General features: G+C 62.1%; 20 protein-coding genes. 3 read left to right on the top strand and 17 right to left on the bottom strand.

Translation table 11 applies throughout. The features are described 5' to 3' along the window. The 10 genes from BGN91_RS07675 to rpoZ form a co-directional block, all read right to left on the bottom strand. On the bottom strand, positions 1 to 539 hold a 539-nt coding region (locus tag BGN91_RS07675; protein ID WP_292611974.1), incomplete at its 3' end, for a DNA gyrase subunit A. 197 nt (positions 540 to 736) lie between these two features. Next, positions 737 to 1498, bottom strand: coding sequence for a DNA repair protein RecO (recO, locus tag BGN91_RS07670; protein WP_292611972.1), 762 nt, complete (start codon positions 1496 to 1498; stop codon positions 737 to 739). 42 nt (positions 1499 to 1540) lie between these two features. Next, positions 1541 to 1918: a hypothetical protein gene (locus BGN91_RS07665; protein ID WP_292611970.1), complete on the bottom strand. Its 378-nt coding sequence runs from the start codon at positions 1916 to 1918 to the stop codon at positions 1541 to 1543. 6 nt (positions 1919 to 1924) lie between these two features. After that, positions 1925 to 2836: a GTPase Era gene (gene era, locus BGN91_RS07660; RefSeq protein ID WP_292611969.1), complete on the bottom strand. Its 912-nt coding sequence runs from the start codon at positions 2834 to 2836 to the stop codon at positions 1925 to 1927. Then, the gene (gene rnc / locus BGN91_RS07655) at positions 2833 to 3639 is read right to left on the bottom strand and encodes a ribonuclease III (RefSeq protein WP_292611968.1); all 807 of its coding nucleotides are present in this window, start codon (positions 3637 to 3639) and stop codon (positions 2833 to 2835) included. The genes era and rnc overlap by 4 nt, the downstream gene beginning before the upstream one ends. After that, positions 3636 to 4394 carry a signal peptidase I gene (gene lepB, locus BGN91_RS07650; protein ID WP_292611967.1) on the bottom strand — a complete coding sequence of 253 codons (759 nt, stop codon included), beginning with the start codon at positions 4392 to 4394 and terminating at the stop codon, positions 3636 to 3638. The genes rnc and lepB overlap by 4 nt, the downstream gene beginning before the upstream one ends. A 421-nt stretch (positions 4395 to 4815) precedes the next feature. Further along, positions 4816 to 5235: a holo-ACP synthase gene (gene acpS / locus BGN91_RS07645; RefSeq protein WP_292611965.1), complete on the bottom strand. Its 420-nt coding sequence runs from the start codon at positions 5233 to 5235 to the stop codon at positions 4816 to 4818. Further along, on the bottom strand, positions 5232 to 6002 hold the full coding sequence (locus BGN91_RS07640; RefSeq protein ID WP_292611964.1) for a pyridoxine 5'-phosphate synthase: 771 nt from the start codon (positions 6000 to 6002) through the stop codon (positions 5232 to 5234). Before BGN91_RS07640 ends, acpS begins: the two co-directional genes overlap by 4 nt. Before the next feature lie 199 nt (positions 6003 to 6201). Continuing rightward, complete coding sequence (locus BGN91_RS07635; protein ID WP_292611963.1) at positions 6202 to 8457, bottom strand: bifunctional (p)ppGpp synthetase/guanosine-3',5'-bis(diphosphate) 3'-pyrophosphohydrolase; 2256 nt, start codon at positions 8455 to 8457, stop codon at positions 6202 to 6204. Between the two features lie 295 nt (positions 8458 to 8752). Beyond that, a complete protein-coding gene (gene rpoZ / locus BGN91_RS07630; protein WP_292611961.1) occupies positions 8753 to 9145 on the bottom strand; it encodes a DNA-directed RNA polymerase subunit omega in 393 nt (130 codons plus the stop codon). A 341-nt stretch (positions 9146 to 9486) separates the two neighbouring features. Between rpoZ and BGN91_RS07625 the strand changes: the two genes are divergently transcribed. Together BGN91_RS07625 and BGN91_RS07620 are read left to right on the top strand one after the other, a co-directional pair. After that, positions 9487 to 10116, top strand: a complete 630-nt coding sequence (locus BGN91_RS07625; RefSeq protein WP_292611959.1) for an NYN domain-containing protein — start codon at positions 9487 to 9489, stop codon at positions 10114 to 10116. Next, positions 10094 to 10792 (top strand): uracil-DNA glycosylase, encoded by a 699-nt coding sequence (locus BGN91_RS07620; protein WP_292611958.1) that lies wholly within the window; start codon positions 10094 to 10096, stop codon positions 10790 to 10792. The genes BGN91_RS07625 and BGN91_RS07620 overlap by 23 nt, the downstream gene beginning before the upstream one ends. A gap of 322 nt (positions 10793 to 11114) precedes the next feature. Here the strand turns inward: BGN91_RS07620 and BGN91_RS07615 are convergent, their stop codons facing one another. From BGN91_RS07615 to dapA, 5 genes are all read right to left on the bottom strand, one after another. Beyond that, entirely contained in the window at positions 11115 to 11276 is a 162-nt protein-coding gene (locus BGN91_RS07615) for a hypothetical protein (RefSeq protein WP_292611957.1), read from the bottom strand. Positions 11277 to 11484: 208 nt separating this feature from the next. Continuing rightward, positions 11485 to 12063 (bottom strand): peroxiredoxin, encoded by a 579-nt coding sequence (locus tag BGN91_RS07610; protein WP_292611956.1) that lies wholly within the window; start codon positions 12061 to 12063, stop codon positions 11485 to 11487. A gap of 101 nt (positions 12064 to 12164) precedes the next feature. Then, positions 12165 to 12638: an SsrA-binding protein SmpB gene (smpB, locus tag BGN91_RS07605; RefSeq protein ID WP_292611955.1), complete on the bottom strand. Its 474-nt coding sequence runs from the start codon at positions 12636 to 12638 to the stop codon at positions 12165 to 12167. 146 nt (positions 12639 to 12784) lie between these two features. Then, entirely contained in the window at positions 12785 to 13204 is a 420-nt protein-coding gene (gene mscL / locus BGN91_RS07600) for a large conductance mechanosensitive channel protein MscL (RefSeq protein WP_292611954.1), read from the bottom strand. A gap of 64 nt (positions 13205 to 13268) precedes the next feature. After that, the gene (dapA, locus tag BGN91_RS07595; protein WP_292611953.1) at positions 13269 to 14159 is read right to left on the bottom strand and encodes a 4-hydroxy-tetrahydrodipicolinate synthase; all 891 of its coding nucleotides are present in this window, start codon (positions 14157 to 14159) and stop codon (positions 13269 to 13271) included. Between the two features lie 229 nt (positions 14160 to 14388). On the opposite strand from dapA, the gene BGN91_RS07590 reads away from it, so the two are divergent. Then, a complete protein-coding gene (locus BGN91_RS07590; RefSeq protein WP_292611951.1) occupies positions 14389 to 16644 on the top strand; it encodes a transglycosylase SLT domain-containing protein in 2256 nt (751 codons plus the stop codon). A gap of 248 nt (positions 16645 to 16892) precedes the next feature. On the opposite strand, the gene BGN91_RS07585 is transcribed toward BGN91_RS07590, so the two are convergent. Together BGN91_RS07585 and BGN91_RS07580 are read right to left on the bottom strand one after the other, a co-directional pair. Next, positions 16893 to 17180: a DUF3551 domain-containing protein gene (locus tag BGN91_RS07585; RefSeq protein ID WP_292611949.1), complete on the bottom strand. Its 288-nt coding sequence runs from the start codon at positions 17178 to 17180 to the stop codon at positions 16893 to 16895. 326 nt (positions 17181 to 17506) lie between these two features. Then, positions 17507 to 18269: porin (locus BGN91_RS07580; RefSeq protein ID WP_292611948.1), on the bottom strand; the 763-nt coding region annotated here is incomplete at its 5' end.

The raw sequence follows: 18269 nt of genomic DNA, 5'->3' as shown, positions 1-18269 counted from the left end.
GCAATGCCCTGCGCGCCATTGGCGAGCAGGTTCGGAAAACCGCCCGGCAACACCACCGGCTCGCGGCTCTGGCCGTCGTAGTTGGGACGGAATTCGACGGCGTCCTCGTCGATCCCGTCAAGCAGCAGCCGCGCGACATCGGTCATGCGCGCTTCGGTGTAGCGATAGGCGGCGGGATTGTCGCCGTCGATATTGCCGAAATTGCCCTGACCGTCGACCAGCGGATAACGCGAGGCGAAGTCCTGCGCGAGCCGTACCATGGCGTCGTAGATCGCCTGATCGCCGTGCGGATGGAATGAGCCCATCACGTCGCCGACGATCTTGGCGGATTTCTTGAAAGCCGATCCGGGATCGAGCCGCAGCAACCGCATGCCATAAAGGATGCGGCGATGCACCGGCTTGAGGCCATCGCGCGCGTCGGGCAAGGCGCGATGCATGATGGTGGACAACGCATAGGCGAGGTAGCGCTCTTCCAGAGCATCTCGCAGTTGCACCTCGTGAATTTCGGCCGGCTCGGCCGGAATCAATCGTTTTCCCATGCAGACGGGTTAACGCCTGCGGAGTGCGGCGACAAGGCGCGAATCGGACCGGAATTGCGTGTCCACCAAGCCAGACTGGTGGTCATCATCCGCGAAAGCGGAAGATCCGGGACGCCTCCACCCTGGGGTCAATAATCGCGAAGGCGACATTTTACCGGATGCCCGCCTCCATCGGGCATGGCGCTTGGATCGCATTCCTATCCAGGAATCGCCCCTGCGCCAGCCCGCGCCTGATGCTTCATCACCGCGTTGATGAACCCGGCGCGCGCATCGGAATGGCCCTGCCCGCGCGGCTCCAATACGTGGCGCAACAGGAAGCGACCGGTCAGTTCGAACCCGTCACGCACGTCCTGTTCGGACCAGCCCTGCCCGACACTGTCATCCTCGCGCAGAAACGGCGGCAGCCGCAGCAGCCGGTCGCGCCAGGGTTCACCGGCCTGCCGCGAGACCGCGCTTCCCGATTTCGGAGAGACATAAACGAGGTCGGCGGTCGCGCCCGTCGCAACGCAGACGGACAGATCGAGACCGAAACCGAGTTCGGACAGCATCGCCAGTTCGAACCGGATCAGATGAATCGCCGCCTCGCCGGCGCTGTCGAAATCATCCAGCGTCCGCTCCAGCATCTTAAAAATATCCTCGTGCGGATCGCGCTCGGGCAACAGCCGCGCCAACGCCGCCAGATGAGTCACGCCATAGGCCGCATGGGGCGCCGCGAGCAGGGTCGCCGCACGCATCCGCGTGGCCTCCAGCGCGTAAGTGCCGAGATGCTCATCGAGCCGCGCACGCCACAATGCGCTGACCGAATTTCCGGGCTGCAGCAGGGGCCGCATCCGCGATCCGGCGCCGCCGCGCACAAGGCCGAGATGACGACCATGGTCGCGCGTCAGAAGCTCGACGATGGCCGAGGACTCGCCATGCCGCCGCACCCCGATCACGATGCCATCGTCGGTCCATTCCATGGCCCCAGTCTATAATATCGTGCGGCGTTTCGCAGCCATCGATCAGACGGAGTTGAACCAGTCCTTCGCATCGTCCGTGAATGAGAAATACATTCCGGCACCAGCCAATACGGTCGAAAACAGATCGATCCCGGAGGACAGCGTCAATCCGCGGCTCAGTGAATCGAACAGCGAAAACACCGAAAGCGCGAGCGCCGCGACCAATGTCCATCGCGCCCAGTTCTTGCGGTATCGCGCAGCGAGCCAGACCAGAAGCAGGAAAAACACGAACACGAGAACGACGAACATGTCGCCGCCTGCATCCGCGGCATCACCGCCATAGGGCGGCGCACGTTCCACGAACGCAGCCGACAACGTATCGATCAGGAGCGACAGATACAGCAGGACTTCAAACCGCAGTACGTTTCTCGGGATGATCATGGCACCCTACGACTTTGGAAATTCCAGTCCCATTTCGCGATAACGGTTCGGATCGTCACCCCAATTCTCACGCACCTTCACAAACAGGAACAGGTGCACAGGCTGACCTAAAATCTCGGCGATCTCCTTGCGGGAGTCGGCGCCGATCGCCTTGATGGTCGCGCCGCCCTTGCCGAGCACGATCTTACGCTGACTGTCGCGTTCGACAAAGATGGTCTGCTCGATGCGAACCGACTTGTCGCTGCGCTCGGTCCAGGTATCGGTTTCGACCGTCGATTGATACGGCAATTCCTGATGCAGATGGCGGTAGATCTTCTCGCGCGTGATTTCGGCAGCGAGATGGCGCAGCGGCGCGTCCGACATCTGGTCTTCGGGATAATGAAACGGTCCTTCCGGCACGCGTGCGGCGAGCGCGCGGCGGAGATCGTCGACGCCGTCGCCGGACAGCGCCGAAATCATGAACGTGTCCTCGAAGGCGAGACGCTGGTTGGCCACGCTTGCCAGCGCCAGCAGCTTGTCGCGGGGCACGAGATCGATCTTGTTCAGCACGAGAATTTTCGGATGCGCCACGCTCGCGAGCTTCGTCAGGATGGCGTCGGCCTCTTTATCGACGCCTGCGCGTGCATCGAGCAGCACGCAGACCAGGTCGGCGTCGTGGGCTCCACTCCAGGCGGTCGAGACCATGGCGCGATCGAGCCGCCGCTTCGGCGCGAAGATGCCGGGCGTATCGACCAGAACGATCTGGGCGTTGTTTTCGATGACGATGCCGCGGATGAGTGCTCGGGTGGTCTGCACCTTGCGCGAGACGATCGTGACTTTCGAGCCGACCAGCGCGTTGACGAGAGTGGACTTGCCGACATTGGGCGCTCCTATCAACGCAACGAAACCGCACCGGGTCGCCGCGCCGGTCTCGCTCACTTCACACCTTCACGGGCGATCATCGCCGACGCCGCCGCTTTTTCCGCCGCGCGCTTGCTGCCGCCGACGCCCTCGGAGGCTTCCAGCCCCGGCAACTCCACAGCGACGCGGAAGCGTGGGTCGTGATGCGGCCCGGTGCGCTCCACCTCGCGATAAACCGGCGTCGGCAGTCCCTGGCCCTGCGCCCACTCCTGCAGCACGGTCTTCGGATCGCGCAGCGGCCGCACCGGCTTGCGCATCCGCTCGAGCCAGTTGCGCTCGACGAAGGCCGCCGCGGCCGCATAGCCGCCGTCGAGATAGACCGCGCCGATCACCGCCTCGCAGATATCGCCGAGCACGGAGCGGCGCAACCGCGCGCCGGCGCCGGCGCCGACCGCGCCGAGCTTGATGCCCTCGAGCAGATCGAGCGACTTGGCGACGTCGATACAGGTTTCCTTGCGCACGAGATCGGCAAGCCGCTTCGACAGTTCGCCCTCGTCCGCCTTGGGAAAGGCGCGGTAAAGCATGTCGGAGACCACCAGGCCGAGCACGTGATCGCCGAGGAATTCGAGACGCTGATAACTGTCGGCGCGCCCGCTCGAGGACTTCAGCGCCGAGACATGAGTGAAGGCAGTGGCGAGCAGCGAAATATCGGCGAACTTGTGACCGAGCCTTTGTTCGATCGCGGCCATGATCGCCTTTGTGCTGGTCCGCGTCCGTTTTTTCCTTGGCGCGGCCGCAGACGCCGCCGGCTCGGTGCCGGACAGCACGGCCACGTCGTCGGAACTCGGCACTGGCTTGATGTCAGCCGATTCGTCGATCATCGCACGATGGAGAAGATGCGCTTCCACCGCACCGCGGTGGGCCAGCGCCAGATCTGCCAGGCGTGCTCGCCCTCCCCGATCGAGAAGAAGATCATCTGCGCCCGTCCGACCAGATTCTCAAACGGCACATAGCCGACAGCGGAGAGCACGCGGCTATCGGTGGAATTGTCACGATTGTCGCCCATCATGAAGAAATGGCCTGACGGCACCGTGTAGACGTTGGTGTTGTCGTAGAAGCCGTTGTCGACGCAATCGAGCGTCTTGTAGGTGACTCCGTTCGGCAGCGTTTCCTGCCATTGCTTGACCCGCGCGGTCGCGTCGGAGCCGCATGGATCTTCCCCGACAAAATCGGGCAGCCGCTCGCGCTGCACGGGCTTGTCATTGATATAGAGCAGCCCTTCCTTCATCTGGATGCGGTCGCCCGGCAGACCGATGACGCGCTTGATGTAGTCGGTCGAATTGTCCTTCGGCAGACGAAACACCACGACATCGCCCCGGTTGGGTTCGGAGCCGAAGACACGCCCGGAAAACAGCGGCGGCGAGAAAGGAATGGAGAAGTGACTATATCCGTACGAGTACTTCGAAACGAACAGGTAGTCGCCGACCAGCAGGGTCGCCTTCATCGATCCCGATGGAATATTGAATGGCTGAAACAGGAAGGTCCGGATCACCAGGGCGATGATGAGAGCATGGATAACGACACGGACGGTCTCGCCGACGCCGCTTTCAGTTTTGGTTCCGGATGTCACGCTCATCGCTTTCCTATATCCGTCGCTGCCGCCTAAAACGACGGCAAAAGCGTTCCAAGGCGAAGCGTATCCGTTCCGCACAAAACGCCGCTAATTCTGTGGTCTGGACGAATCCGCGCGCACCCCGCGCACGATTCGTACTGAATTCACCTAGTGTCCCGATCCCGCAGTTCGCATCGCATGTCCTTGCACCACCCTTGAAGCGATCTTCGGAATCAGAGGAACACTAGCAACTTTATGACTTTTGGTGTGGTTTGAGGTTCAGAAGTTCGCGAGCCGCCGAAGTACCACACCGGCCCGAAGTAACTTCGGCTTTTTAGACCGTTGTTTGCAACCGCGCAATCGATCCCACCGCCGACGCCAACTAACATCATGATATCACGTGACTTTTAGTTTTCGGACACGATGTCGAATCGAAAACCGGCAATCAAAATTTGCCCGGTGTGACGGCCGAAATTATGACAAAGGCCTGCGCCACCGGCCAGTCATCGGTCAGGCTGAGGTCGATCCGCGCCTCAAAGCCCTCCGGCGTCAGGATCTGCAACTGCTTCAGCGCTCCGCCCGTCAGCACCATGGTGGGTCGCCCGGCCGGCAGATTGACGACCCCCATGTCCCGCCACCACACGCCACGCCTGATTCCGGTGCCGAGCGCCTTGGAGCAGGCTTCCTTCGCAGCGAACCGTTTTGCGTAGGTCGCTACCACCAGCTTTTCGTTGTTGGCGCGGCGCTCCGCCTTCGCCCGCTCGGTGTCCGTGAAGATACGATCGAGAAACCGGTCACCGTGCCGCTCGATAACTTTCGCTACCCGGCGAATATCGACCAGATCGGAGCCGATGCCGATGATCATGCGGGGGGCGCCTTCAGCCTGGCACGGCCGCGATCCATGGCCGCACGCATCATGCGTACGGTCTCAGCGATACCGACGAGCAGCGCCTCCCCCATCATGAAGTAACCGATATTCAGTTCGACGATCTCGGGCAGCGCCGCGATCGTCTCCGCCGTGGCATAATCGAGACCGTGCCCGGCGTGAACCTCAAGGCCCGCCGCCCTGGCCAATGCGGCGCCTTCGACAATGCGGCGCCATTCGGCATCCGCCTTCTCCTTGTGACCGCCGACGACGGCATCGCACCAGCCGCCGGTATGAACCTCGATGGCCGGTGCGCGCAGTCGCGCCGCCGTCTCGATCTGCTCCGGATCGGCGGAAATGAACAGCGACACCCGGATGCCGGCGTCGTTGAATTTCGCGATGAAAGGCGCCAGCGCGTCGCGCTGGCCGACCAGATCGAGCCCGCCCTCCGTGGTCAGTTCCTCGCGGCGCTCCGGCACGAGACAGACCGCATGTGGTTTGGTGGCCAATGCAATTCGCTGCATCTCGGCCGTCGCGGCCATTTCGAAGTTGAGCGGTCTTGGAATTTCGGCCTTCAGCCGCGCCATGTCGACGTCGCGAATGTGGCGGCGATCCTCACGCAGATGCGCGGTGATGCCGTCGACGCCCGCCTCGACCGCCGCAAGCGCGATGCGCACCGGGTCGGGCCGCGCGCTGCCTCGCGCGTTGCGCAGGGTGGCGACGTGATCGACATTGAGTCCGAGACGGATCGCGGAAGGATTGAGCATGGAACAGACCGCCGTTTATCACGCCCGGACTTGATGCGGACGCTGATTTTTTTGGGTGGATAGGTTGCCGGATCGAACCCGGCAATGACACGCCTGGTAGAGTGAACCCGACATTCACTACCCACTTTGCAGACAACCCGGCAAGCGAATGTCAAATTCAAAACTGCCGCAACGGGATGCCAATGCTGAAATCGGGCCGCTAGCCATTGACCCGCTCGACCCGCGCCACAACGTCCTTGGCGCGCAACTGGGCGATGATGGCGCTGAGATGCTTGAGATCGTAAACTTCGAGATCGATCGTCATTTCGGTGAAGTCGGACGAGCGCCTCGCCATGCCGATATTGTCGATATTACCGTCGTGCTCGGCGATCACGGTCGCGACCTGCGCCAGACTGCCGGGTTCGTTGAGGCTATCCACCACGATGCGCGCCGGAAACCGCTGCGGGGTGGTGTCGTCGACATCCCAGCGAACGTCGAGCCAACGCTCGGGCTCTTCCTCAAAATCCGTCAGCGCCGGAGACTGGATCGGATAGATCGTGATGCCCTCGCCCGGCGTGACGATGCCGACAATGCGGTCGCCGGGCACCGCGCCGCCATTGGGCGCGAACTTGACCGGCAAATTCGAATTGATGCCGCCGATCGGAATCGCCAGCGGGCTGCGGGCAGGATCCGGCGGCGATTTCAATTTCAACTTCTCCGCCAGGCTCTTCTTGACGCCGAAGCGACCCGACCGCTCCTCCTTGTAGTCCGGATACATCGCGCGCGCGACGTCGGAGGCGCGCAACTCCCCGCGACCGACCGAAGCCATCACGTCCTCGATGGTCGTGCGCGCCAGCCGCGGTAACGCGCCGGTGAGTTTGTCGTCGGCGTATTCGATCTTGGCGCGCATGAACAGGCGCTCGACGATCCGCCTGCCAAGGCCGACATACTGACCGCGCACGGCGGCCCGCGTGGCGCGCCGGATCGCGGCCCGCGCCTTGCCTGTGATCGCAAGCGTTTCCCAGGCTGAAGGCGGCGCCGACTGGGCGGCCGAAGTCAGAACTTCGACCTCATCGCCGTTCTGCAATTCTGACGACAGCGGCGCGAACTTGCCGTTGATCTTGCAACCGACCGTACTGTTGCCGACGTCCGTGTGCACGGCGTAGGCAAAGTCGATGACATTGGCATGCCGCGGCAGCGCGATCAGCTTCCCCTTCGGGGTGAAGCAGAACACCTGATCGTGAAACAGCTCCAGCTTGGTGTGCTCGAGAAACTCTTCCGGATTGACGCTCTCCGAGAGCATCTCGATGGTGTGGCGCAACCAGGCGAAAGCATTGGACTCGCGATTGAGCAATTCGGTCGGCGAACCCGTCCGGTCCTTGTAAAAGGCATGGGCGGCGATGCCGAATTCGGCGATACGGTCCATCTGCGCGGTGCGCAATTGCAGTTCGACCCGTTGGTTGCCCGGTCCGATCACGGTGGTGTGAATCGAGCGATAGTCGTTCTGCTTCGGCGTCGAAATGTAGTCCTTGAAGCGTCCGGGCACGACCGGCCACGTCGTATGGACCACGCCGAGCGCGCGATAGCAGGCTTCGACATCGGGCATCACGACGCGAAATCCGAAAATGTCCGAAAGCTGCTCGAAGCCGACCGATTTTCTTTCCATCTTGGTCCAGATCGAAAACGGCTGCTTGCGACGACCGCTCACCCGCGCGGCGATGCCCTTGTTCGCAAGACTGGTCGTAAGCTGGCTCTCGATCTCGCCGATCAGGTTGCGGTTCCGCTCGGCCAGCGCGTCGAGCCGCTGGGCAACCACGGTGTGCGCCTCCGGATCGAGGGTGCGGAACGCCAGATCCTCCAGCTCCTCGCGCATCTCCTGCATGCCCATGCGGCCAGCAAGCGGCGCGTAGATGTCGAGGGTCTCCTCGGCGATGCGCTGACGCGACGCGGGCGGCACGAATTCCAGGGTGCGCATGTTGTGCAGCCGGTCGGCGAGCTTGATCAGCAACACGCGGACGTCTTCGGCGATCGCCAGCAGCAGCTTGCGCAGGTTTTCGGCCTGCTTGGCCTCGCGCGAGACCAGCTCCAGCCGTTTCAGCTTGGTCAGGCCCTCGACCAGCGCACCGATCTCGTGACCGAACATGTTGTCGATCTCGGCCCGGGTGGCCTCGGTATCCTCGATGGTGTCGTGCAGCAGCGCCGCGACGATGGTGGCGTCGTCGAGCTTGAGACTGGTCAGGATGGCCGCGACCTCAAGCGGATGGGAAAAATAGGGATCGCCGGATGCCCGCGTCTGCTCGCCGTGGGCCTTCATGGCATAGACATAGGCCCGATTCAGCAAATCCTCGTCGGTGTCCGGATTGTAGGAGCGGACGCGCTCGACCAGATCATACTGGCGCATCATGCGCGGGCGCGGCGGCTTGGCCGGGACGACCGGCGTCGGTGCCACCCCGACCGAATCGGGCGCGGTCTGCATCTGCCCCTTCCTGCGAGGCCAACTCGCCATCGAACTCAACGCTTTCATCACACGGGAGTGATCCGCTCACCCGCCAATATCTATCCTAGATTGTCCCGTCCGAAAGTCGAATTCGAACTTTTGCCGCACGAGATTTTGGTTATCGGAGCAAGGAAGCTCCCAGCGGACGATCGCCACCGCCGCGACAGTCGCCCCGCCTCCGGGGCGCCCGCTGAGACAGGTCAGAATCGGATCACCAGAACGCAAAAGCCCGGACCAGGGTCCGGGCTTGCAATCTGGCGAGGCCGACAGGCACTCACTCGTCCTCTTCGGGCTGCTCTTCGGGAGGTGCGAGCCCTTCCAGACCCTTCAGTAACTCTTCCTCGGTCATGCGTTCGAGCGCGACCTCGGTGTCGTCGGCATCGACGCTCGCCCCGGCCGAGCCGATCAGGGGCACAGTATCCGGCTCCGGCTCGTCGACCTCGACAAACTTCTGCAAGGAATGAACCAGCTCCTCGCGCATGTCTTCGGGCGAAATGGTCTGCTCCGCGATTTCACGGAGCGAAACCACCGGATTCTTGTCGTTGTCGCGGTCAATCGTAAGTTGCGAGCCCGACGAAATCATCCGCGCACGGTGCGCGGCCAAGAGAACCAGGTCGAACCGGTTGTCGACCTTGTCAATGCAGTCTTCCACGGTGACGCGCGCCATCGCCTGTCGCTCCGTTAATGTGATCGAAACTATGAGATATATCTGCTAGGTATAGCGGGTTTGCGGATTTCGCAACAGGGAATTTAACGTTTGGCGCGAAGGCCGGTCTCTGATAGCCAATATCGGAGCCAGAAGGCAGACGTCCGGAGAAGCGGAATATGTCCTGATCGGACAAGAAATCGCTTCATTGCTTCCTCATCGTATCCTACGTTGCCCGTTGCCTCACATCATTGCGTTATTGTTTGCTTCAGTCTGATCCGCAAGGTGCGATTTGCATCATTGGAAAGCGCGGCTGGCCTCGGCCGCACCAATAACGCCAACAACGATCACGAGAACGCTTGATGTCACCCGCCTCCAACAAGATCGCGCTCTTTATCGATGGCGCCAATCTTTACGCAACCGCCAAGACGCTCGGCTTCGACATCGACTACAAGCGCCTGCTGAAGGAATTCCAGTCGAGGGGCACGCTGGTTCGCGCCTTTTATTACACCGCGATCATCGAGGACCAGGAATATTCCTCGATACGGCCGCTGATCGACTGGCTCGACTACAACGGATACACGGTGGTCACGAAAGCCACCAAGGAATTCGTCGACACCAGCGGCCGCCGCAAGGTCAAGGGCAACATGGATATCGAACTTGCGGTCGATGCGATGGAGCTTGCCGAACACGTCGACCAGATGGTGCTGTTCTCGGGCGACGGCGATTTCCGCTCGCTGGTCGAGGCGGTGCAGCGCCGCGGCGTGCGCGTGACCGTCATTTCCACGATCGCAAGCCAGCCGCCGATGATCGCCGATGAACTGCGCCGCCAGGCGGACGTCTTCACCGATCTCGTCGACCTGCAGCCGAAACTCGGCCGCGATCCGTCGGAGCGTCAGGCGGCGCGCGACCCGCGCCACCATGCGCCGCAATTCCTGCAGCGGTCCACCGCCATGGCGCATCGGGGTGATGAAGACGATTTCGAGGACTGACGCGCAGTCGCGCGCCGAACCTGCTCCCGCCGGCGCGAACCCCGCAAACGCAGAACCCGGCCGCGATTGCCCGCTCTGTCCGCGGCTGGTCGACTATCGCTTGTCGGTGCGGGCGCGCGAACCGGACTGGTTCAACGCCCCCGTGCCCTCTTTCGGCAGCCCCGATGCGTCCTTGCTGATCGTCGGCCTCGCGCCGGGCGTGCAAGGCGCCAACCGCACCGGACGGCCCTTCACCGGCGATTACGCCGGCGACCTGCTCTATGCAACGTTGCTGAAATACGGCTTCGCCGCCGGCCACTACGGGGCGCGCCCCGACGACGGCCTCACCTTGCTCGATTGCCGAATCAGCAATGCGGTGCGCTGCGTCCCGCCGCAAAACAAGCCGCTGCCGGCCGAGATCAACACCTGCCGCACGTTCCTCACCGCCACGCTGGCATCGATGCCCCGCCTGCGAGCGGTTGTCGCGCTCGGCCGCATTGCTCACGATTCCGTGGTGAAGGGACTTGGGCTGCGCGCCAATGCCGCGCCCTTTGCGCATGGCGCCATGCATGACGCCGGCGCGGTCCGGCTTTACGACAGCTATCACTGCTCCCGCTACAACACCAACACCCGCGTCCTGACGCCCGAAATGTTCGAGAACGTATTCGCGCGGGTGCGCGCCGACCTCGAGTCTTGATTAGACGCGCGTTTTCTCCACGCCGGATTCCACGTCGCTTGAAAACGCTAGAGTCTGCTTCAACTGAGTTGAATCAGACTCGTCGCTTATCCTTTTGTTTGAGCATGATCTTTTTCCGAAAACCGGTTTCCACTTTTCGGGATCCTGCTCTAGCCGGCTGCTGAAAAATCAACATCGTCATTCCGGACGCCGCGCAAGCGGCGATCCGGAATCCAGAAATACGAAGAAAATCAGTGTGGCTGGATTCCGGGTTCGCACCTTCGTTGCGCCCCGGAAATGACGGTTGGAGACTTTTTCAACAGCCTGCTAGCCGCTGCTGATCCTACCGCGGCTCGGTGAAACGGACGCCCATCATCTCGCCATTTCGCCAGACTCGTTCACACTCCCGCGGCGGCGAATTCGGGACCAGCGCGACGCCGAAACGCTTTGGCAGGGTCAACCCCGAGGCGATCACAAGGCGCGCGCCATCGCTGGAGATGTCCATGACCTCGCATTCCGATCTGCCTTGGACCGAGTCGAGCACAAGCCAGGCCCGTTGATGCCGCCGCCGCATGCGCCGAATGGCGCGCTTCTGTTTGATCCGCATGCCGAGAGCAAATCACGGTAAACCTGAAATAACCTTGAATCGATCGATCAAAATTTAACGGCCGGGGCCAAAACCCGCCGAGGCAAACGATTCTCGCTCGCATCTATCACGAAACGGGATTCGCCCTCAGCCACGCCAATACCTCGCCCGCATTCAGGTCGGGTGGAAATACCGGGTAGAATACGTGATTGATCCGGCCGTCATCGACGATCAGCGTCATCCGCCTGATCAGGGTCAGCCCCGCGACCGCCATGGTCGGCAGTTCGAGCGCGCGGGTCAGCGAAAGCCCCTCGTCCGACAGCACGGCGAACGGCAGATGCAGCCGCGCAGCCATTTCGCTCTGGTAGTCGTGATCCTGCGTCGACAGACCAAACACGTGACCTGCGCCGGCCGCCTTCAACTCGGCGAACAGATCGCGGAACGCGCAAGCCTGCGGCGTGCAGCCTCGCGCGCCCGGAATCATGTCCCAGTCGTCGACCGGACCGATCTTGCCCGGTTCGCCGGTGCGCGGATAGGCGAACACCACCGTTCGACCTTTCAACGCCGACAGCCTCACCGACGAGTTGTCGGTCGCAACCAGATCGAGAGGCGGAATCGTTCTTCCGGGCAAGTGCCGCGCGGCGCCGTCGTCGGCCGGGGCCGGAATCTTGCTCCAGTCGACCTCGAACAGATTCCTTTGATTCATCGGGAGGTTCTCCCTGGCGTTCGCGACCATCGCCGGAAAGCGAAATGACGAAACGGTCGAACCGGATCACTTCGCAGCGTCTTCAGCGATGAAGGGGATTCTCATCCCCTCGCCCGCAGCAACCGGCCTTTCTCGCGGCCCCAGTCGCGCTTCTTCTCGCTCTCGCGCTTGTCGTGCAGCTTCTTGCCCTTGGCGACCGCCAGCAGCAGCTTGGCCCGTCCTCGTTCGTTGAAATAGAGCTTGAGCGGAATTAGCGTCATACCCTCGCGATCGACCGCGCCCATCAGCTTGTTGATCTGCTTCCTGTGCAGCAGCAGCTTGCGCGGCCGCTTCGGCTCGTGATTGAAGCGGTTGGCCTGCAGGTATTCGGGAATGTTGGCGTTGATCAACCAGATCTCGCCGTCTTTCGAATCGGCGTAGGATTCGGCGATCGTTGTCTTGCCGCGGCGGATCGACTTGACCTCGGTTCCGGTCAGCGCGATGCCGGCCTCGACCGTATCCTCGATCGCATAGTTGAATCGCGCCTTGCGATTTTCAGCGACGACCTTGATCGCGCGTTCGTTCTTCTCGGCCATATCTGAAAACCTCCGGACGTCGCCTTTTCATGGAATGGCGGCGACCCCCGATCCTTCTAGTGTCTCGATTCCGAAGTTCGTATGTCGTTGCAGCTATCTCTGATGCGAACTTCGAAATTTCGATCCATTATACCAGCCGCCGCGCCTTATCTTTTCGCTTTCAGCAGATCGCGGATCTCGGTCAGCAGTTCTTCCTCGCGGGTCGGCTTCGGCGGCGCCGCGGATGCCGCCTCTTCCTTGCGCTTCAGTCTGTTCATGCCTTTGATAACGATGAACAGCACGAAGGCGACGATCAGGAAGTTCAGCGTCAGGGTCAGGAAGTGGCCCCATGCCAGCACCGCGCCCTGTTTCTTGGCGTCAGCCAGGTTCGAGGCGTTCACCGCCTTCGACAGCGGCGTGAAATGGTTCGAGAAGTCGAGGCCGCCCGTGACGGCGCCGATGATCGGCATGATGATGTCGGCGACCATCGAGGAGACGATGGCTCCGAACGCAGCGCCGATGATGACGCCGACAGCGAGATCGACGACATTTCCCTTCATCGCGAATTCGCGAAATTCCTTCAGCATCGCGTTTCTCCCCGATATTTCGCCGCTTCGCGCAGCAGCGGCAACCTAAGTGAGAGACCGGACCTCAGTTAAGCAAGCCCGCATGCACCATGGCGTCGCGAATGATCTTTCCGGTCGCCGGCGTCACCGGCATCAACGGCAGGCGCACGATTTCATCGAGACGGCCGAGCAGCTTGAGGCCGTGCTTGGCTCCGGCGACGCCCGGCTCCTTGAAAATGGCGTCGTGCAACGGCACCAGCCGGTCCTGAATCTTGAGCCCGGTGGCATAGTCGCCGCTCAGTACCGCCGACATCAGGCTCGCACACAGCTTCGGCGCCACATTGGCGGATACCGAGATGCAGCCGTGTCCGCCTGCCGCCATGAAGGCGAGCGCCGTCATGTCTTCGCCCGACAACTGGATGAAGTCCGAACCCATCGCACGGCGCTGCAGGGAAACCCGCGCCACATTGGCGGTGGCATCCTTGACGCCGGCGATGTTCTTGAGTTCGAACAGCCGCGCCATCGTCTCCACCGAGAGATCGACGACCGAGCGCGACGGAATATTATAGATGATGATCGGGATGCCGATCGCGTCGTTCACCGCCTTGTAGTGATGGTACATGCCCTCCTGCGTGGGCTTGTTGTAGTAGGGCGTCACCACCAGCACCGCGTCGGCGCCGGCCTTCTCGGCGTGGACAGCCAGATCGACCGCCTCGCGGGTCGAATTCGAGCCCGCGCCCGCGATCACCGGAACCCGGCCTTTCGCCTCGTCGACGCACCATTCCACCACCTTGCGGTGTTCGTCGTGGCTCAGCGTCGGGCTTTCGCCGGTTGTGCCGACCGGCACGAGCCCCTGGACGCCTTCGCCGATCTGCCAACTCACCAGGCCGCGAAAAGCTGCCTCATCGACGGAGCCGTTCTTGAATGGCGTCACCAGGGCCGTATACGACCCCTGGAATCTCGCCTTGCTTGCCATGATCCGCTCCAACGCTGCGCGGCTTCGCCGTGCCAAATTCGATGTTGCATCAGTCATATCGGGTCTGACGCCGCGACGAAAGGTCCGCGCCTGCGAGCAGACAGCCGCGATTTCGCCGCGGTTGGGGCGTATATAAGTCCGTCACCCGAATTTTAGTGCTTTGTCCACATTTTCAATGAAATAGTCATGGGATTTTTGGGGTCTGCGTGATTTGCCGAGAGGGGTTGCCGTGACATTGCCTGCCCGCGCATCAAGGTTGCGAACCGCTATTTTCGGCGCGGGCGTGGCGTTGGCGGCCGGGCTTTTGACTGTGGCTGCAAATGCCGAGAAGGCCGCGAAGACCGAGAAAGCCGCGAAGACTGAGAAGGCCACCAAGACTCCGGCACCGAAGCCGCGGCCGACTTCACGCCACGCCGCCCCGAAGACCGCCGCCGGCCATGCGCATGGCAAGACCTCAACTCCGGACAAGGACAAAGCCACCGCAGCCCCGGCAATTCAACCGGCCACACGCAAGCACGCCGTGCTCCCGCCGCCGCCGAAACGCGTGCCCGTTCCGAGGGCCGCGATGGCCGCGATATCAGCGACGTCGCGCGCCGATCTCGAGGCGCTTCAGAACGTCATCGATCTGAGCCGCAAGCGCAGAACGTCCGACGCCACGCAGGTCGAGGCCGGCATGGCTGACCCGGTGGCCCGCAAGCTCGCCGAGTGGATCATCCTGCGCAGCCAAGACAACGGCGCGCCGACCGAGCGTTATCGCGCCTTCATCGAAGCCAATCCGAGCTGGCCATCGCAGACATTCCTGCGCCGGCGCGCGGAAGCTGCGCTGTGGGACGACAGCCGCGACGATCGCACTGTGCTGGCCTGGTTCGAGAACGAACGACCGTTGTCGGCCAAGGGACGGTTCGCGCTGGCACGCGCGTTGCTCGCGCGCGGCGACCGCGCCAACGCCGTGCAGTTGATCCGCGAGGCCTGGCGGACGGATTCGATGTCACAAGCGCTCGAGGAGAAAGCACTTGAAGTATTCGGTGCGCTGCTGACGCCGGGCGACCAGAAAGCGCGGATGGATTATCTGCTTTATGGTCGCGAAAGCGATGCGGCGCTGCGTGCGGCAAAGCGGCTCGGAAGCGCCGAGGTCGCCCTCGCCAGAGCGCGGATCGCCGCCGACCGCAAATCGTCCAGCTTGCGCGCGCTGCTTGAAAACGTCCCGCGCGAGCTGCACGGCGATCCCGGCTATATCTTCGCCCGCATCCAGCTTCTGCGGCGCGAGGAGAAGTTCGAAGAAGCCGCGCGGCTGATGCTGAACGCGCCGCGCGATCCCAACCGGCTTTACAATGTCGATGAATGGTGGATCGAGCGGCGGCTGCTTGCACGCAAGATGATCGACGTGGGCCAGTATCGCACCGCATATCTCATCGCGCGCGATGCGGCGCTTCCCGCCCGGGATATCTACAAGACCGAGCAGGAGTTCACCGCCGGCTGGATCGCGCTGCGTTTCCTGAAAGACCCCAACACCGCCGCCCGGCATTTCGCGCGCATCGGAGTCGGCAGCGTCAATCCGACCGCGTTGGCGCGAGCCGGCTACTGGCAGGGCCGCGCCGCCGAGGCGGCAGGCCGTATCCAGGAAGCCCGTCATGCCTATGCCGCGGCAGCCGAGCATTCCACGAGCTACTACGGCCAGCTCGCGCGCGCCAAACTCGGGCTGCCTCAGATTGAACTGCGCGGCGTTCCCGGCAGCCGGACGCGCGGCGTCGAACGGCTGGAGGTCGTGCGCGCCGTGCAGCTTCTTTATGCGATCGGCAACGGCGAATTCGCGCTTCCGATCTTTGCCGATATGGGAGAAAACGGCGATCCGGACGCGGTGCTCGGACTCGGCGAACTCGCCGCGCGCCATGGCGACGCACGGGGAATGCTGCTGGCCGGCAAGGCCGCGCTCAATCGCGGGCTGCCGTTCGATTTCTATGCCTATCCCGTCAGCGGAATTCCGTCGTTCAAATCGATCGGACCGGACATCGAACGCAGCATCGTCTATGCGATCGCCCGGCAGGAAAGCGCCTTCAATCCATCGGTGGTGTCTCCGGCTCACGCCTACGGGCTCATGCAGGTGACGCCGGACGCCGGGCGCTATGTCTGCAGGAAATACGGCGTCGGATTCGATCTTCAGCGCATGAAAACCGAGCCCGCCTATAACGCCGCGCTCGGCGCGGCAGAACTCGGCGGCCTGCTCGAAGACTATCGCGGTTCCTACATCCTGACCTTCGCGGCTTACAACGCCGGACGCGGCAGCGTCAGAAAATGGATCGCGCGCTACGGCGATCCGCGCGATCCCAGTGTCGATGCGGTGGACTGGGTCGAACTGATCCCATTCTCGGAGACGCGCAACTACGTGCAGCGCATCATGGAGAATCTGCAGGTCTACCGCGCCCGCTTCGGCGGAGGCTCGAAGTTGCAGATCGAGGCGGACTTGCACCGCGGCTCTATCGAATAAGTATAGGACCCGCGCGCCCATTCGTGTAGCTCCGCGCTGAGAGTCATTCCCCATTTGACGGAAGCAGAGCATGACCTCTACGGCAGGTTTGCTCGCGTTCTTCGAACGGCTATGACGGCCGCGATGGAGCGGGGTGTTTCATCAAAACGCAAACCGCTTCAGATTTGATTCGAAGCATCGTCTTGATCCGGACCGAAACGCCGAAGGGCGCGAGCCGCGCCTGCGCGTAAAAGTCACGGGCGCCTGAATTATCGCCGGAAATTCCGATGCATGTCGGGGTATGCAGGGCCGTCTTCCGGAAAGCGATAGAACGGATTGACGTCGCAATAAGCGCGGCGGCCAGAAGCGGTTGCAAGACATTGCTGGTAGGTATCGAAACTGCAATCTCCGGTACCGCTCATGTAATACTCGCCCTTGATGCAATACGGATAATCTCGGGCCTGCGATGCTGACGGAACTGCAATAAGGAACGAAATAGCAACACCGCCGCATACGGTCATCAGCAAAAAAGGGGGAAACGCAACTCTTACTCGCATTCTGCTTATCCATTCGCTCTAAATTAATTATTATTTATATTACGAAGGCCTCGGCTTCACCATCGTCGCTCGATAATCACGGCAATGTGCTGAGACCTCACGGCTAGGGCGTTCAGGGGCTGAAAACTGAATGAGACCGAGGATCGAGCGTCGGGCAAGGGCCAGGCCTCGGTTAACGACAAACCCGGCCCGAAACGCCAAATGCGTCTCCATCCCGACGCGCCAAGCGCCTCTTGACCCGATGGATGACTTACGGGGATTTTCCGCCGACTTCGCCTCGCCGACAAACAGCCTCCGGCAGCTTCCAAGGGTCCAGATGGCCGGCGTTACCAGCTACGCTGGGCGCGGAACATCAGGGTCCAGGTATTTTGATCCTTGAGGTTGTAATTCCCCGCAGGCTTGCCGACGGCGTCGGCCGCAGGAAGGCTCGCAACGCCGGCATACTTCTGATCCAGCATGGTGTAGAGCGCCTCGGTCGTGAACGTCAGATTCTTAACCGGAGTCCATCGGAGGTTCGCACCAACCTGCCCGATATTGTAGTCAGGATTGCAGGTGATGACGCCCGCACCAAGTATTGTAGGAACTGTACCGCCCACGCCGCACATCAGGCTTTTGGCAGCGCCGGTGTACCTGACCGATGCGTAAGCGCCGAAAACCGACGTGGCCCAGTAAAGGTTCCAGTTGTGGTTGAATGCACCGCGCATGCCCCACGTCGAGACCAGCTCAAGCTGACCGCCAGGACCAAATACCGCATCCGGCGCAAAGCCGTATCCAATGCCGGTTATGCCGGTGTAGATCGTGTTGAGACCCGCCGCCGCGGCCAGATCCTGGATGTTGTAACGCGTCGCGCCGTTGGTATAGACGCCCTGAAAGTCGACCGTATCGCCCGGACCGGTCGGAAGGTTCTTAATCGATAGAGCGAGCTGACCGGCCCAACCCCACTTGTCTCGCGGACCGCCACTTGCTTGATCGGTATAGTAGGCGGGATTGTTGTTGTGGGCCGCAACCGACGCCTGGAACGAGCCCCAGGCCTGGTCGACGCGGAGTTGGCCCACGACGTCAGGAACGGTGGTCCCACCGTAATCATTC

The sequence above is a fragment of the Nitrobacter sp. 62-13 genome, assembly GCF_001896955.1.
In the GTDB taxonomy this organism is placed as follows: domain Bacteria; phylum Pseudomonadota; class Alphaproteobacteria; order Rhizobiales; family Xanthobacteraceae; genus Nitrobacter.
Note: the sequence above shows the minus strand (reverse complement) of the source record. Positions and strands in the feature narration are given on the sequence as shown.

Coding starts and splice junctions, on each gene's coding strand:
- BGN91_RS07615 (WP_292611957.1), bottom strand. CDS start 11,276: ATGGACATCTCCAGCGATGGCGCGCGCCTTGTGATCGCCTCGGGGTTG.
- BGN91_RS07620 (WP_292611958.1), top strand. CDS start 10,094: ATGAAGACGATTTCGAGGACTGACGCGCAGTCGCGCGCCGAACCTGCT.
- mscL (WP_292611954.1), bottom strand. CDS start 13,204: ATGCTGAAGGAATTTCGCGAATTCGCGATGAAGGGAAATGTCGTCGAT.
- rpoZ (WP_292611961.1), bottom strand. CDS start 9,145: ATGGCGCGCGTCACCGTGGAAGACTGCATTGACAAGGTCGACAACCGG.
- BGN91_RS07610 (WP_292611956.1), bottom strand. CDS start 12,063: ATGAATCAAAGGAATCTGTTCGAGGTCGACTGGAGCAAGATTCCGGCC.
- BGN91_RS07625 (WP_292611959.1), top strand. CDS start 9,487: ATGTCACCCGCCTCCAACAAGATCGCGCTCTTTATCGATGGCGCCAAT.
- BGN91_RS07635 (WP_292611963.1), bottom strand. CDS start 8,457: ATGCAGACCGCGCCCGATTCGGTCGGGGTGGCACCGACGCCGGTCGTC.
- lepB (WP_292611967.1), bottom strand. CDS start 4,394: ATGAGCGTGACATCCGGAACCAAAACTGAAAGCGGCGTCGGCGAGACC.
- BGN91_RS07585 (WP_292611949.1), bottom strand. CDS start 17,180: ATGCGAGTAAGAGTTGCGTTTCCCCCTTTTTTGCTGATGACCGTATGC.
- BGN91_RS07640 (WP_292611964.1), bottom strand. CDS start 6,002: ATGCTCAATCCTTCCGCGATCCGTCTCGGACTCAATGTCGATCACGTC.
- dapA (WP_292611953.1), bottom strand. CDS start 14,159: ATGGCAAGCAAGGCGAGATTCCAGGGGTCGTATACGGCCCTGGTGACG.
- rnc (WP_292611968.1), bottom strand. CDS start 3,639: ATGATCGACGAATCGGCTGACATCAAGCCAGTGCCGAGTTCCGACGAC.
- smpB (WP_292611955.1), bottom strand. CDS start 12,638: ATGGCCGAGAAGAACGAACGCGCGATCAAGGTCGTCGCTGAAAATCGC.
- acpS (WP_292611965.1), bottom strand. CDS start 5,235: ATGATCATCGGCATCGGCTCCGATCTGGTCGATATTCGCCGGGTAGCG.
- recO (WP_292611972.1), bottom strand. CDS start 1,498: ATGGAATGGACCGACGATGGCATCGTGATCGGGGTGCGGCGGCATGGC.
- BGN91_RS07665 (WP_292611970.1), bottom strand. CDS start 1,918: ATGATCATCCCGAGAAACGTACTGCGGTTTGAAGTCCTGCTGTATCTG.